The 14,561-nt window shown below is 76.6% G+C and carries 14 protein-coding genes; 8 read left to right on the top strand and 6 right to left on the bottom strand.

What is annotated here, in order from left to right; translation table 11 throughout:
* Window positions 1-106 precede the first annotated feature (106 nt).
* A complete protein-coding gene (locus AB0J00_RS19705) occupies window positions 107-730 on the top strand; it encodes a hypothetical protein (protein ID WP_357748128.1) in 624 nt (207 codons plus the stop codon).
* A 10-nt stretch (window positions 731-740) separates the two neighbouring features.
* Here the strand turns inward: AB0J00_RS19705 and AB0J00_RS19700 are convergent, their stop codons facing one another.
* The 4 genes from AB0J00_RS19700 to AB0J00_RS19685 all read right to left on the bottom strand — a co-directional run bounded on the left by AB0J00_RS19700 (window position 741) and on the right by AB0J00_RS19685 (window position 4,500).
* Window positions 741-1,337, bottom strand: a complete 597-nt coding sequence (locus tag AB0J00_RS19700; protein WP_357748126.1) for a TIGR03086 family metal-binding protein — start codon at window positions 1,335-1,337, stop codon at window positions 741-743.
* A gap of 62 nt (window positions 1,338-1,399) precedes the next feature.
* Window positions 1,400-2,134 (bottom strand): acyl-CoA dehydrogenase family protein, encoded by a 735-nt coding sequence (locus tag AB0J00_RS19695; RefSeq protein ID WP_357748123.1) that lies wholly within the window; start codon window positions 2,132-2,134, stop codon window positions 1,400-1,402.
* Between the two features lie 27 nt (window positions 2,135-2,161).
* The gene (locus AB0J00_RS19690; protein WP_357748120.1) at window positions 2,162-3,043 is read right to left on the bottom strand and encodes an oxidoreductase; all 882 of its coding nucleotides are present in this window, start codon (window positions 3,041-3,043) and stop codon (window positions 2,162-2,164) included.
* Between the two features lie 11 nt (window positions 3,044-3,054).
* A complete protein-coding gene (locus tag AB0J00_RS19685; protein ID WP_357748117.1) occupies window positions 3,055-4,500 on the bottom strand; it encodes an MFS transporter in 1,446 nt (481 codons plus the stop codon).
* Between the two features lie 180 nt (window positions 4,501-4,680).
* Here AB0J00_RS19685 and AB0J00_RS19680 point away from each other — a divergent pair, with 180 nt between their 5' ends.
* From AB0J00_RS19680 to AB0J00_RS19670, 3 genes are read left to right on the top strand one after another with little or no spacing between them, the layout of a single operon-like run.
* A complete protein-coding gene (locus AB0J00_RS19680; RefSeq protein ID WP_357748114.1) occupies window positions 4,681-5,262 on the top strand; it encodes a helix-turn-helix domain-containing protein in 582 nt (193 codons plus the stop codon).
* Window positions 5,259-5,681 (top strand): DUF1810 domain-containing protein, encoded by a 423-nt coding sequence (locus tag AB0J00_RS19675; RefSeq protein WP_357748111.1) that lies wholly within the window; start codon window positions 5,259-5,261, stop codon window positions 5,679-5,681. Before AB0J00_RS19680 ends, AB0J00_RS19675 begins: the two co-directional genes overlap by 4 nt.
* A 22-nt stretch (window positions 5,682-5,703) precedes the next feature.
* The gene (locus tag AB0J00_RS19670; protein WP_357748108.1) at window positions 5,704-6,888 is read left to right on the top strand and encodes a geranylgeranyl reductase family protein; all 1,185 of its coding nucleotides are present in this window, start codon (window positions 5,704-5,706) and stop codon (window positions 6,886-6,888) included.
* A 61-nt stretch (window positions 6,889-6,949) separates the two neighbouring features.
* Here AB0J00_RS19670 and AB0J00_RS19665 read toward each other — a convergent pair whose 3' ends face one another.
* Window positions 6,950-7,912, bottom strand: a complete 963-nt coding sequence (locus tag AB0J00_RS19665; protein WP_357748106.1) for a universal stress protein — start codon at window positions 7,910-7,912, stop codon at window positions 6,950-6,952.
* Window positions 7,913-8,109: 197 nt separating this feature from the next.
* Here AB0J00_RS19665 and AB0J00_RS19660 point away from each other — a divergent pair, with 197 nt between their 5' ends.
* From AB0J00_RS19660 to AB0J00_RS19645, 4 genes are all read left to right on the top strand, one after another.
* On the top strand, window positions 8,110-8,721 hold the full coding sequence (locus AB0J00_RS19660; protein WP_357748103.1) for a helix-turn-helix domain-containing protein: 612 nt from the start codon (window positions 8,110-8,112) through the stop codon (window positions 8,719-8,721).
* A 6-nt stretch (window positions 8,722-8,727) separates the two neighbouring features.
* Window positions 8,728-10,959: an MMPL family transporter gene (locus AB0J00_RS19655; RefSeq protein ID WP_357748100.1), complete on the top strand. Its 2,232-nt coding sequence runs from the start codon at window positions 8,728-8,730 to the stop codon at window positions 10,957-10,959.
* A 160-nt stretch (window positions 10,960-11,119) separates the two neighbouring features.
* On the top strand, window positions 11,120-13,450 hold the full coding sequence (locus tag AB0J00_RS19650) for a helicase (RefSeq protein WP_357748097.1): 2,331 nt from the start codon (window positions 11,120-11,122) through the stop codon (window positions 13,448-13,450).
* 56 nt (window positions 13,451-13,506) lie between these two features.
* Entirely contained in the window at window positions 13,507-14,055 is a 549-nt protein-coding gene (locus AB0J00_RS19645; RefSeq protein WP_357748094.1) for a GNAT family N-acetyltransferase, read from the top strand.
* A gap of 7 nt (window positions 14,056-14,062) precedes the next feature.
* Here AB0J00_RS19645 and AB0J00_RS19640 read toward each other — a convergent pair whose 3' ends face one another.
* Complete coding sequence (locus AB0J00_RS19640; protein WP_357748091.1) at window positions 14,063-14,521, bottom strand: DUF5313 family protein; 459 nt, start codon at window positions 14,519-14,521, stop codon at window positions 14,063-14,065.
* Window positions 14,522-14,561: the final 40 nt, after the last annotated feature.

The raw sequence follows: 14,561 nt of genomic DNA, 5'->3' as shown, positions 1-14,561 counted from the left end.
CCGGGTCCGGTGCCCCGGCGGACGTGCGCCCGGCGTCCCCGGGCGGGCACAGTGCGGGGACACCGTCGCTTCCGGGACGACGTCGTCCCGGAAAGGAGGCTCGCGCATGTTCGCCAGCACGATCACCGCCCGCGGCCGGGTGGCCGCCCTCGACGCCACCGTCCACACCGTCCGGGACCAGATCCTCCCGGGCGTGGGCCGGCTGGACGGCTGTACCGGCATGTCGCTGCTCGCCGGACGGCGCACCGGTCGCTGCATCGTCACCACCGGATGGCGCACCGAGGAGGCGATGTGGGCCGGCAACCGGTGGATGGACGCCACCACCCGGCGGATCGGGGCCACGCTGGGCGCCGCGCCGCAGCGGGCCGAGTGGGAGATCGGGCTGCTGCACCGGGTCCGCCCGTCCGGCGCGAACGCCGTCTGCCGGCTGGTCTGGAGCATCCTCCCCGACGCCGACCGCATCGACGACGACCTCGAGACCTTCCGGATGACCCTGCTCCCCCGCATCGAGGAGCTCATCGGCTTCCGCAGCGCGAGCCTGCTGGTCGACCGGCGGCGCGGCCGCACGGTGCTGGCCGTCACCTACGCCGACCGGGAGGCGATGCTGGCGTCCGGGCAGCGGGCCGACGCGCTGCGCCAGGACTACGCCCGCCAGATGGGCGGCCGGATCACCGAGGTGGCCGACCTGGAGCTGGTGGTCGCCCACCTCGGCGTGCCCGAGACGGTCTGACCCCCGCCGGTCAGCCGGCCGCCGGGGCCGCGGCCCGCGCCCGCCAGGACGGGTCGCGGCCGGTGGCGCCGAGCAGCCGGTCCAGCGCCGGCGCGTCCTCGGCCACCGGCACGACCGGCCCGTAGATGCCGTCCCGGGCGCCGGGCAGGTCGCGGTCGAAGTCAGCGACGTAGCGCAGGCAGGCGGCCACGGCGTCCGGGTCGGGCCGGTAGGGCCGGCCGGTCGCGACGGCGAGGTCCCAGCCGTGCACCACCAGCTCGTTGAGCGTGACCCGGCCCCAGGTCGCGCCGGGCAGCCGGATGCCGCCGCCGCCCTCGGCCTCCCCCGTCCAGGCGGCCGGGTCGCGCCAGGCCGCCACCAGGTCGTCGAGCTCGACGGGCACCCGGGTGCGCCAGTCGGCGGGCAGCCGGGCCGCGTCGGGCACCGGAGGCGTGCCGGGCGGTCCCTTGCGGGCCACCCCGGCCAGCCCTCGCGCGAGCCCGTGCAGGTGGTCGAGCAGCCCGGCGACCGGGGTGCCGGCGCACGGGGTGGGGTCGGCCAGCTGGTCGTCGCGGACCCCGGGCAGCAGCGCGGCGACCGCCTGGGCCGTGGGTCCGAGGTCGAGCATCGTCGTCTCCATGCGGTGGAGACCGCCCCGCGGGCGCGGACTCATCGGCGGCGCCGGTGGGTTCAGCCGAGGTCGGCCCGCCAGGCCGCCAGCCGGTCGTCGTCCGCTGCGGCCGACGCCGCCCGCGGAACCGCGGCCCGCGCGGCGTCGGCGTCTCCGTCGAGGGCGGCGTCGACCAGCCGGGTCAGCTCCGGATCGGCGAGCACGCCGGACACCTGGACCGCGCGGGCCAGCCGCAGCCGGGCCCGCACCTCGTCCGCCTGCGCGGGCGCGAGCAGGACGCCGGGCACCGACGTCCCCGGGAAGTGCACCGCACCGTCCGGGTCGGTCGACGGTGCGGCGGCGAGGGCCAGCACCGCTCCGTCGATGCCCGGCGGCGGCGCGGCGAGCACCGCCACGTGCGCGGCCACCTCCGCCCACGGCACCCCGGGAGCGGTGCCGGAGAGCCGGTAGCGGCCCGGGCCGTCGCCGTCGTCCAGCGGCTCGGCGTGCACCGTCGGCGCCAGCGCGACGGTCAGCGGCTCGCCGGCCGGCGGCAGCACGACGTCCGCGGCCAGCAGCGCCGGGCCGGCCACCAGCAGCTGCTCGGCCAGCGGCCCCGCCACCCCGGCGGCCGCACCGGTCCGGACCACGGCCGCGGCGTCCGCAGCCGAACCGCCGGAGCCACCGGCCTCGACGGGCAGCCCGGTGCCGGTCAGCCCGGCGGCGGTGAGCGCGGCCCACAGGTCGGCGTCCCAGGTGCCCGCCGGTACCCGGTCGCGCAGCAGCTCCGACAGCGTGGCCGCAGGTGTGCTCATGCCCTTGTTCCTACCGGCCCGGGCTGGTCACGCGCTCAGCCGGGGCACCAGCACCTCCGGCAGCGCCAGCGGGTCGGCCGCGTCGAAGTCCGTCGACTGGCTGACGCCGGCCCACACCGCCGCCTCGCGGGCGCGCACCCGGGAGGCGTGCTCGGCCATCTGCACCGCGTCGCTGCCCAGCAGCAGCCGCCGCGGCGGGTCGTCCATCGCGACCACGTCCAGCAGCACCCGGGCGGCCCGGGCCGGGTCGCCCGGCTGGCTGCCGTCGACCGACCGCCGGTAGGCGTGCATCCGGCCCACCGTCGCGGCGTAGTCGGGCGCCACCTCGGCCAGCCGCATCGACTCCCCGCCCCAGTCGGTGCGGAAGGCGCCCGGCTCGACGATGGTGACCTTGACGCCCAGCGGCGCGACCTCGCTGACCAGCACCTCGGAGAAGCCCTCGACGGCGAACTTCGCGGCCTGGTAGGCGCCCAGGCCCGGGGTGCCGCCGACCCGGCCGCCGATCGAGGAGAACTGCAGGAAGTGCCCCGACCGCTGGCCGCGGAACACCGGCAGCGCGGCCTGGGTGAGGTGCACGGTGCCGAACAGGTTGGTCTCCAGCTGCGCGCGGAAGTCCTGCTCGGTGGTCTGCTCGATCGGCGCGGAGTCGGCGTGCCCGGCGTTGTTGGCCACGACGTCCAGCCGGCCGAAGGTGTCCAGCGCGGCCTGCACCGCGCGGCCGGCCGCGGCCCGGTCGGTGACGTCGAGGGCCAGGGTGCGCACCCGGTCGCCGTACCGCTCGGCCAGGTCGGCCAGCTGCTCGGGACGGCGCGCGGTGGCGACCAGGCTGTCGCCGCCGTCGAGCACGGCGACGGCGAGGGCCCGGCCCAGGCCGCGGGAGGTGCCGGTGATGAGCCACGTCTTGGTCATGAGGACTCCGTTCAGACGTCGGCCGGCACCGCGGCCGGCGCGGGGGTGGGGACGATCAGCTCGGCCTCGGGGCGCGGGGTGCGGCGCCGGGCGGTGGGCACGAGCAGGGCGAGCAGCGCGGCGACGACCGAGGCACCGGCCAGCGCCCAGAAGGCGGTGGTGAAGCCGGACTCGGCCGGCAGCCCGGCCGGACCGGCCGAGGAGGTGACGACGCTGCTGACGACGGCGGTGCCCAGCGCGCCGCCGATGGTGCGGATGTTGACGTTCATGCCGCTGGCCGCGCCGGTGTGCCCGGCCGGGACGGCCTGCACGATCAGGCTGGTCATCGCCGAGTAGGCCAGGCCGAACCCGACGCCCAGCAGGGCACCGGCGAGGGCCAGCTGCCAGGGCGCGGCGTGGAACAGCGCGAGCGCGGCGCACCCGACGGCGGCGACCACCGAGGCGGCGACCAGCTGCGGCTTGAAGCCGAGCACCGGCGACACCCGGCCGGACACCGCGCCGGCGACCGACATGGTCACCAGCAGCGGCACCATGAGCAGCCCGGCGACGGTCACGCTCTCGCCGAACCCGTAGCCGGTCGCGGCCGGCACCTGCACGAACTGGGGCAGGAAGGCGTAGGTGCCGAACATGGCGGCGCCGAACAGCAGGGCGACCAGGTTGGTGGTCCAGACCGCCGGGATGCGCATCATCCGCATGTCGATCAGCGGGGTGGCCGAGCGCAGCTCGACGGCGATCCAGGCGGCCAGCCCGACCGCGGCCAGGGCGAACAGGCCGAGGGTGCGCGGGGCGGCCCAGCCCCAGGACGACGCCGAGCTCAGCGGCACCAGCAGCGCGACCAGCCACAGCGCGAGCAGCGCGGCCGCCGTGCCGTTGACCCGGCCCGGGGTGCGGGCCGGTGAGGCGGGCACGAACCGGGCGGCCAGCACGGCGGTGGCGGTGACCACGGCCAGCGGCACCCAGAACAGCCAGCGCCAGCCGAGCGCGGACTCGATCGGCCCGGCGAGCACCATGCCGAGGCCACCGCCGCCGGCGATCACCGCGGAGATGACGCCGACCGCCGAGGCCAGCCGGGCGGCGGGCAGCTCGTCGCGCAGGATGCCGAAGGCGAGCGGGAAGACCGCGCCGCCGAGGCCCTGCACCACCCGGCCGCCCAGCAGCACGGGCAGGTTCGGGGCCAGCGCCCCGACCAGCAGGCCGGCCGCGACGGCGCCGAGGGCGAACACCAGGGTGCGGTCCTTGCCGGCCAGGTCGCCGACCCGGCCGAGCAGCGGGGTCGCGACGGCCGCCGACAGCAGCCAGGCGGTGAGCACCCAGGTGACGGAGGAGGCGTCGGTGTGCAGGTCCCGCTGGATCGTGGGCAGGACCGGGGTGAGCATCGACTGCAGCATCGCGAAGGAACCCGTGGCGACGGCCAGCACGGCCATCACCACGCGGGGGGAGGAACGGGGAGCGGACACGGGGACGTCCTTCTGAGGGGTCCGGGAAGGGTGGTGGGGCGGGAACGAGTGGGTGGCGCGCTCGGGTCGCCGTCCTCGGGCCGTCGCGAGCGGTCCGGGGGCGTACCATCGACTCAAGTGGAGGCGCTCCTCCAGATTAGCGGAGGCAAGCCTCCGGATGCAACCGAACGGGAGGACGACGTGGCGCAGGACGTGCGCGAGTCGCCGTTGGCCGAGCTCGGCGTCCGCCGCCCCCAGCGGGCCGACGCCCGGCGCAACTTCGACGCGCTGCTGACCGCCGCGCGGGAGGTGTTCTCCGAGCAGGGCGCCGACGCCTCGCTCGAGGACGTCGCCCGGCGGGCCGGGGTCGGCATCGGCACGCTGTACCGCAACTTCCCCACCCGCCGGGACCTGTTCGAGCGCGTCTACATCGGCGAGGTCGAGGAGCTGTGCGCGGCCGCCGAGGAGTTCGCCGACGCCGAGCCGTGGGCCGCGCTCACCGGCTGGCTGGACCGGTTCGTGCGCTACGTGGCCACCAAGCGGGCGCTGATGGAGGCGCTGAACTGGGAGTCGCCGGTCATCGCGACCTGCCGGGCGGAGATGTTCGGCTGCGGCACGCCGCTGCTCGAGCGCGCCCAGGCGGCCGGTGTCGCCCGCGCCGACCTCACCTTCGACGACCTCATCAAGATGGTCAGCGGCATCACCTCGGGCAAGTTCACCGACGACGTGCAGCGCGACCGGGTGCTGCAGATCGCGCTGGACGGCGTCCGCACGGGCCGATGAGCGACCCCTTCGACCTGCAGCGGTTCGTCGACGCGCAGGACGCGCACGGCACGTACTCGGCCGCCCTCGGCGAGCTGCGCGCCGGCCGGAAGACCACGCACTGGATGTGGTTCGTCTTCCCGCAGCTGGCCGGGCTGGGGCGCAGCGCCACCGCCCAGCACTTCGCCGTCCAGGGTGCCGACGAGGCCCGCGCCTACCTGGCCCACCCGGTGCTCGGGCCCCGGCTGCGGGAGTGCGCGGCCGCGCTCACCGCGCTGCCCGGCACCGACCCGGTCGCCGTCCTGGGTCCGGTCGACGCGCAGAAGCTGCGGTCGTCGATGACGCTGTTCGCGCACGTCTCCCCCGAGCCGGCGTTCCGCGCGGTGCTCGACCGGTTCTTCGCCGGCGAGGAGGACCCGGCCACGACAGGCCTGTTGTGAGCAACGCACCTACACTGCGGCGGTGACGGGAGCGCCTCCACCGCGGGACACCACCGACCGGGTCTGGGACGTGGTGGTGGTGGGTGCCGGTCCGGCCGGCTCGACCGCCGCGTGGCACGCCGCCACCGCGGGTGCGGCCACGCTGCTGCTGGACCGCGCCGCCTTCCCGCGCTACAAGACCTGCGGCGGCGGGCTGATCGGCATCTCGCTGGACGCCGTGCCCGCCGACCTCAAGGTGCCGGTGCGCCAGACGATCTCCACGGTCAGCTTCTCCCGGGGCGCGCGCCGGCTGCGGTCGCGCACCAGCGCCGAGCCGATCCTGCAGCTGGTGGACCGCGAGGAGTTCGACGCGGCGCTGGCCGAGTCGGCGGTGCGCGCGGGCGCCACCTTCCGCGACGGCGTCCGGATGACCGGGGTGACCGAGCGCGACGGGCTGGTCGAGCTGGCCACCGACGGCGGGCCGGTGCGGGCCCGGGCCGTCGTCGGCGCCGACGGCAGCGCCAGCCGGCTGGGCAACCACGTGGGCGTGGTCTGCGAGCAGGTCGACCTGGGGCTGGAGGCCGAGCTCGCCGCGACCGGCTCCGCCGCCGAGCAGTGGCACGGCCGGGTGCACCTGGACTGGGGGCCGCTGCCGGGCTCCTACGGCTGGGTGTTCCCCAAGGGCGACCGCCTCACCGTCGGTGTCATCACCGCCAAGGGCGAGCCGCAGCCCACCCGCGCCTACCTCGCCGCGTTCATCGAGCGGCTCGGGCTCGGCGGCCTCGCGGTCGTGCGGGAGTCCGGGCACCTGACCCGCTGCCGCACCGCCACCTCCCCGGTGAGCCGCGGCCGCGTGCTGGTCGCCGGCGACGCCGCAGGCGTGCTCGAGCCGTGGACCCGGGAGGGCATCTCGTTCGCGCTGCGCTCCGGCACCGCGGCCGGCCAGGCCGCCGCCCTGGTGGCGCGCGCCGGCGACGCGGCGGCCGTCACCGCGGCGACCACCCAGTACGCGACCGCCCTGCAGAGCACCCTCGGCCGGGAGATGGCCGCCGGCCGGGTCTGCCTGCGCGCCTTCGCCCGCTTCCCCGCCGTGTTCGCCGCGGCGCTGTCGTCGACCGGCTCGGGCTGGGGCGCGTTCGCCCGGGTCGCCCAGGGCCGCACCACGCTCGCCGAGCTGCTGCGCCACCGCCTGCTCCGCGGCGCGGTCAAGGCCCTCGCCGCCCGCTGACCCCCTCGCTTTCGGCGCCGAAAGTGGTCCCCTCTTTCGGCGCGGGAAGCGGTGGGAGGGGTCAGGCGGGGACGGCGGTCGGTGGCTCCTCCTCCAGGTGCAGCTCGCGCAGCTGCCCGGGGTGGACGACGAGCACCGGGCCGGTCGCGCCGACCACGCAGTGCAGCGCCACCGAGCCGAGCAGCATGCCGCGGATGGGCCCACCGCCCCGGCTGCCCACCACCAGCAGCGACGCGTCGGCGGCCCGGCGCAGCAGCACCTCCGCCGGCGCCCCCTTCTCCACGTCGACCGTGACGTGGGGCAGGTCGCCGTCCGCCGCGGCCGCCAGCTCGTCGACCGCCGCCCGGGTGGTGGCCCGCGCCTCGGCCATCGCCTCCTCCAGCGGCGGCAGCAGCGCGAACCCGTTCCACTCCTCGACCGGCTGGACGGCGGCGACCACCTCGACGGCCACCCGCATCCGGCGCGCCTGCTCCACCGCGGCGGCCAGCGCGACCCGGCCGCGGGCGGACCCGTCGACGCCGACCACCACCGGCCGGTCGCCCGCGGGCACCCCGTCGCCGTGCACGACCACCACCGGGCAGGCCGCGCTGCTCACGCAGTGCAGCGCCACCGAGCCGAGCACCGTGCTGCGGAACCCGCCCCGGCCCCGGCTGCCCACCACGAGCAGGCCGGCGCGCTCGGACCGGTCGACCAGCACCGCGGGCGCCATGCCCTGCTCCGCCACCACGGTGGCCACCAGCCCCTCGGCCGCCGGCACCTGCGCGCGCACCTCGGCCAGCAGCGCGCGGGCCGCCGCGGCCGCGTCGCCGAGCATCCGGTCGCGGGTGTCCACGTCCAGCGGGACCGCGCCGGCCCAGTAGACCTCCATCGGGACGGCGGTCACCACCTCCAACGGCACCGCCCGCCGGAGCGCCTCGTGCACCGCCCACACCAGCGCGGCCCGCGCGTACGCCGAGGAGTCGACGCCCACCACCACCGGCGCACGCCCGCCGTCCGAGGTCCCGCCCGCCGTCCCGCCGGTCATCGCCGCTCCTCTGCACGCCCGCGCCGGCCGGGGGTGGCCGGCGCCGCCCCGAGGCTCCCCCTGCCGGACCCGGCCGGCCGCGGGCCACGGTCACGACGCGCGGGGACCTAGGGCCCGGCCCAGCCCGCGCACAGGTCGTGACCCACGCGACCAACCAGAACGGTCGACAACCGACCAGATCGGTAGATACTGATCGGGTGCCTCCGTCCCTGCGCCTGACCCGGGAGCAGGTCGACGAGCAGATCGTCGACCGCGCCGCCGCGCTGTTCGCCCAGCACGGCTTCGCCAACACCTCGCTGCAGCAGGTGGCCGACGCCGTCGGCTACTCGAAGGCGGGGCTGCTGCACCACTACCCCAGCAAGGACGCCCTCCACGCGGCCGCCGAGTCGCTGACCCAGGCGCGCCTCACGCAGATCCTCGACCGGGTGCGCGACCTGCCCCTCGGCCCGGCGCGGGACCGCCGGGGCCTGGAGGAGCTGGCCGACTGGGCCTTGATGAGCCCCGGTCAGACGGCCCTCGCCCTCAGCTTCGTCACCCACCTCGCCGACAGCACGCCGTTCACCGAGGCCACGGAGAACGGCGTCCCCGTCCTCCAGGTCTTCGGCGTCGACCCCTGCGCCGAGGACCCGGCGCGGCTGATCCGGGTGATCAGCGCGCTGACCGGCCTGCTCGTCACCTCGCTCGTCGCGTCCCACACCGGCGCGGGACGGGCGTGGCGGGACCACGTCGTCGCCGCCGCCGTCGACGCGCTCGGCCACCGCCGTCCCAGCGCCGCTGCACCCACCCACCCCGACCAGGTCGAGGACTGATCCCCCATGGCACGTCTGTTGTTCCGGCTCGGCTCCGGTGCCCATCGGCACCGGCTGGCCGTCGTCCTGGTCTGGCTGCTGGTGCTCGTCGCCGCCGGCATCGGGTCCGCGACGCTCGCCGGGAGCACCACCAGCGAGTTCAACATCCCCGGCCAGGAGTCGACGACCGCGCTCGAGCTGATCGACCGCGAGTTCGGCTCCGGCGCGAGCGGCGCCACGGCGCGGGTGGTCGTCCAGGCCCCGGCCGGCGAGACGCTGACCGAGGGCCCGGCCGCGACCGCGGTCGAGGACCTGGTGAAGACGCTCAACGGGCTGCCCGGCGTCACCTCGGCGACCGACCCGCTGTCCGCCCAGGCGCCGACGGTCTCCCCGGACCGCACCACCGGCTACAGCACGGTCACCTACGAGGGCTCGGCCGGCGAGGTGACCGAGGCCCAGCAGGAGGCGCTCACCGACGCGCTGGCCGACGCCCGCGGCAGCGGCCTGACCGTCGAGGCGGCCGGTGAGGCGACGCAGAGCACCGAGACCGGTGGCGGGTCGATCGGCGAGGCCGCCGGTGTGGTCGTCGCGCTGGTCGTGCTGGCCGTCACCTACGGCGCGCTCGCCATCGCCGGGATGAACCTGCTGACCGCCCTGATCGGCGTCGGCGTCGGCTTCCTCGGCATCCAGATCGCCACCGGCTTCCTGGAGCTGTCGGCGACCACCCCCGCGCTGGCCACCATGCTGGGCCTCGCGGTCGGCATCGACTACGCGCTGTTCATCGTCACCCGGTTCCGCCAGGAGCTGCGCCGCGGCATGCCGGTCGGGTCCGCCGTCGGCATCGCCACCGGCACCGCCGGGTCGGCCGTGGTCACCGCCGGGGTCACCGTCGTCATCGCGCTCGTCGGCCTGTTCGTCACCGGCATCCCGTTCCTGACCCAGATGGGCATCGCCGCGGCCGGCACGATCGTCGTCGCGGTGCTGATCGCCATCACGCTGGTGCCCGCCGTGCTCAGCCTGCTGGGCACCCGGGCGCTCCCCCGCCGGCAGCGGAAGGCGCTCGCGGCGGCGCAGCCCGAGGGCGGCCGGCACGAGGCCCCGGTCGAGCAGCAGGTCGCCCCGGCCCGCGAGGGCCGCGGCTTCTTCACCGGCTGGATCGGCGGCGTGGTCGGCCACCGCACCCTCTCGCTGCTGGCCGCGGTCGTCGCGCTGGCCGTCGTCGCGATCCCGCTGGCCTCGATGCGCACGACGCTGGTGCAGACCCCGTCCGAGGGCAGCACCCAGGCCAGGGCCGAGCAGCTGCTCACCGACGGCTTCGGCGCCGGCTTCAACGGCCCGCTCACCGTGTTCTTCGACGGCGGCGGCGCGCTGCAGGCCGCGACCGCGGCGAAGCCCGAGCTCGCCCGGCTGGCCGACGTCGCGACCGTCACCGACCCGGTGCCCAACCAGGCCGGGGACGCCGCGCTGCTCACCGTCGTGCCGGAGTCGGGGCCGACCTCCGCGGCCACCGAGGACCTCGTCGGCTCGATGCGCTCGACGCTGGCCGGCGTCGACGGCGCCCGGGCCTACGTCACCGGCAGCACCGCGGTGAGCGTCGACGTGGCGAAGAGCCTCAACGACGCGCTGCCGGTCTACCTGGTGCTCGTCGTCGGCCTCGCGTTCGTGCTGCTGGTGCTGGTGTTCCGCTCGCTGCTGGTGCCGCTGGTCGGCGTGCTGGGCTTCCTGCTCACCATCGGGGCGTCGCTGGGCGCGACCGTCGCGGTGTTCCAGTGGGGGTGGCTGGACTCCCTGCTGGGGGTCGACGTCAACGCGCCGCTGCTGAGCCTCGCGCCGATCCTGGTGATCGGCATCCTGTTCGGGCTGGCGATGGACTACCAGGTCTTCCTGGTCTCCCGGATGCACGAGGCGCACGGGCACGGGGCGGTCAACCGCACCGCGATCACCACCGGCTTCCGGCAGGCCGCGCCGGTCGTGGTCGCCGCGGCCACCATCATGTTCTCGGTGTTCACCGGCTTCTTCACCGGCGGCGACTCGACGATCAAGCAGATCGCGTTCGCGCTGGCGGCGGGGATCCTGTTCGACGCGTTCGTCGTCCGGATGGTGCTGGTGCCCGCGGCGATGGCGCTGCTCGGCGAGCGCTCGTGGTGGCTGCCCCGCTGGCTGCGGTGGCTGCCCGAGCTGGACGTCGAGGGCACCGCGATCGAGCGCGACGTGCCGGCCCCGGGGACCGCCCAGCCGGTGGGCGCCGGCGCGCGCTGAGCCCTCCCGCCGCGCGGCCCGTCTCCCCCGGGAGGCGGGCCGCGCGTGCGGGCGGGTGACATCCCGAGATCGAGGTGCAGAATCGACGGTCGGCGCGGACGGGGCCGAGCTCCCCCGCCGGCCCGCCCAGCCCTTCCCAGCAGCAGGGAGCCTCCTCACCGTGACCAGCACGAGCGTCGGGACCGATGCCCAGCCCGACTCCGACCTGGCCCGCGAGCAGACGGCGGTCGACGACCTCTACCGCCGGCTCGACGACGCCCGCGAGCTGGCCGTCACCCGCTTCAAGCAGGCGCTGGCGATGCCGGTCATCAACCCGCAGTCCCTCGGTGAGCGCGAGGCCGCCGCCCGGTTCCAGGGCCAGCGGATCACCGCGCTGGACGCCGCCGAGCACGCGCTGGTGATCGGCCGGCTGGACCGCGAGCCGGTGGACGACGTCCCGCTGCAGCCGCTCTACATCGGCCGGGTGGGCCTGGCCGCCGACGACCCGTCGGGCGACCCGGCGCTGGTCGACTGGCGGGCGCCGGCCTCGCGGCCGTTCTACACCGCGACCGCGTTCCGGCCCGAGGGCGTCGTGCGGCGCCGGCACATCCGCACCCGCGGCCGCACGGTGACCGCGGTCAACGACGAGGTGCTCACCGTCGACCCGGAGAGCACCGACGGCCCGGCCCTGACCGGCGAGGCCGCGCTGATGGCCGCGCTGACCGCCGAGCGCACCGGCCGGATGACCGACATCGTCGCCACCATCCAGGCCGAGCAGGACGCGATCATCCGGGCCGACTCCCGCGGCGTGCTCGTCGTGCAGGGCGGACCGGGCACCGGCAAGACCGCGGTCGCGCTGCACCGCGCCGCCTACCTGCTCTACACCCACCGCGAGCGGCTGGCCCGCAGCGGCCTGCTGGTGGTCGGCCCGACGCCGACGTTCCTGCGCTACATCGCCGACGTGCTGCCCGGCCTCGGCGAGACCGGCGTGCTGCTGTCGGGGCTGGGCCAGCTCCGCCCGGGCCTGGACGCGCAGGGCACCGAGGCGCCCGCGGTCGCCGAGGTCAAGGGCCGGCTGGCGATGGTCGACGTGCTCCGCACCGCGATCAAGGACCGGCAGACCGTCCCCCGCGGGGTGCGCGAGCTGGTCGTCGACGGCGTGCGCATCCCGCTGCGCGGCGCCGACCTCACCGCCTGCCGCACGGTGGGCCGGCGGGCCTCGCGGCAGCACAACCTGGGCCGGCCGGCGTTCGCCCGCGCCGTGGTCGACCTGGTCACCGACCGGTTCGCCGCGCGGATCGGCAACGACGTCCGCGGCGCGGAGAGCCTGTTCGCCCGCCGCGAGCTCGACGACCTGCGCAGCGAGATGGCCGCCGACGCGCAGGTGCGCCGGCTGGTCGACGAGCTGTGGCCGGTGCTCACCCCCGAGCAGCTGCTGCGCGACCTGTTCGCCGACGCCGACCGGATCAAGCGGGCCACCCGGGGCTGGACCGACGAGGAACGGGCGCTGCTCGTCCGGGACCGCGACACCCCCTGGACACCGGCCGACGTGCCGCTGCTGGAGGAGGCCGACGAGCTGCTCGGCCACGACGACAGCGCCGAGCGGGCCCGCGAGGCCCGCCGCCGCCGGCAGGCCCGCGAGCACGCGCAGGAGACCCTCGACCTGCTCTACGGCTCGCGGTCGCACGACGCCGACGAGGACGAGGAGAGCGAGGAGCTCACCGCCGTCGACCTGCTGGACGCCGAGCTGCTGGCCGACCGGGAGTCCGAGGTCGACACCCGCACCGCCGCCGAGCGGGCCGCCGTGGACCGCACCTGGACCTTCGGGCACGTGGTGGTCGACGAGGCGCAGGAGCTCTCGCCGATGGCGTGGCGGCTGCTGGTGCGCAAGTGCCCCACCCGGTCGATGACCGTGGTCGGCGACCTCGCCCAGACCGGCAGCCTCGAGGGCGCCCGCGACTGGTCCGAGGCGCTGCGCCCGCACGCCGAGGGGCAGTTCCGGATCGCCCAGCTGACGGTGAACTACCGGACGCCGGCGGAGGTCATGGCCGTCGCCGCGGACGTGCTGGCCGCCAGCGGCACCACCGCGCAGGCGCCCCGGTCGGTGCGCAGCTCCGGCGTGCCGCCGTGGGCGGAGCAGCTGGCCGACGCCGCGCTGCCGGCCCGGGCCGCGGCGGTCGCGGCGGAGTTCGCCGCCGCCGGTGGCACGGTCGCGCTGATCGCCCCGCCGTCCCGGGTCTCCGGGCTGGTCGAGGCGTTGTCCGCCGTCTTCCCGTCGGTGTCGAGCGGCCCGGCCGCCGACTCCTCGGCCGGGCCGGTGGTGCTGCGGCCGGTCGACGCGAAGGGGCTGGAGTTCGACTCGGTGCTGCTGGTCGACCCGCAGGGCCTGCTCGACGAGGGCGTGCGCGGCGACAGCGACCTGTACGTGGCGCTGACCCGGCCCACCCAGCGGCTCGGCGTCCTCTCCCCCGGCCCGCTGCCGGAGGTGCTGCACCGGCTGGAGGAGCGCTGAGCCCGCGCATCCGGCCCTACCGGGACAGCGACCGGGACGCGGTCTACGACGTCTGCGTGCGCACCGCCGACGCCGGCGGGGACGCCCGCGGCCGGTACGCCGACGACGCCCTGATGGGCGACCTGTTCGCCGGGCCGTACCTGTTCCTCGAGCCGGAGCTCGCGTTCGTGCTGGACGACGGCGGCCGGGTGGTCGGCTACGTGCTGGGCACCGCGGACACCCCGGCGTTCGTGCGCGGCTACCGGGACCGGTGGATCCCCCGGCTGGCCGGCCGGTACCCGGAGCCGGCCGACCCGCCGGTCACCCCGGACGACGAGGTGCTCGCGCTGCACCACCACCCCGAGCGGATGCTGCGCCCGGAGCTCGCCGCCTTCCCCGCGCACCTGCACGTCGACCTGCTGCCACCGGCCCAGGGCGCCGGGCACGGCCGGGCGCTGATCGGCACGTTCCTCGCCGCGCTCGCCGACCGCGGCGTGCCCGCCGTGCACCTGGGCATGGTCACCGCGAACACCCGGGCGCGCGGCTTCTACGACCGGCTGGGCTTCACCGAGGTGCCGGTGCCCGACGCCGGCGACGTCACGTACCTGGCCCGCCCCACCCGCTGATGTCCGGTCAGCGACCCAGCCGCTTCTGGTAGCGGGCGGCGCGCTTCGCGGCGGCGACCTGGCGGCGTTCGGTCTCCCGGTCCTGCCGCTCGGTTCCCGCGCGGTCCCGCAGGGCGGTGGCCAGACCGGCCGGGTAGCCGGCCTTCACCACCCGGTGCTCGGTGGTCTCCGGCATGTAGGCCAGCGAGTAGATCAACCCGAGGAACAGCCCGCCGCCGCACACCGCGGCCCGCAGGCCCCACCCGGCGGGCAGCACGGCCATGATCACGATGATCGGGACCGCCATCTGCACCAGGCTGCGGGCCACGTGCCGCAGGCCCCAGGTGCGGGTCGTGGTGTCGAACAGCACCCAGCCGCGGTGGCGGGCCGGCAGGCGCCCGCCGAAGGCGTACCAGAGCCAGCGGTGCGGCGACGGCCGGACGACGGGTGCGTCCAGCCCCTCGATCTGCTGCGCGGGCTGGGTCACGGCCGTCTCCTGCTCGGGGCTCGTCGTGCGGGATCGCTCC

The organism is Modestobacter sp. NPDC049651 (assembly GCF_040659695.1).
Taxonomy (GTDB): Bacteria; Actinomycetota; Actinomycetes; order Mycobacteriales; family Geodermatophilaceae; genus Modestobacter.
This window is presented reverse-complemented; position numbering and strand designations above follow the sequence as displayed.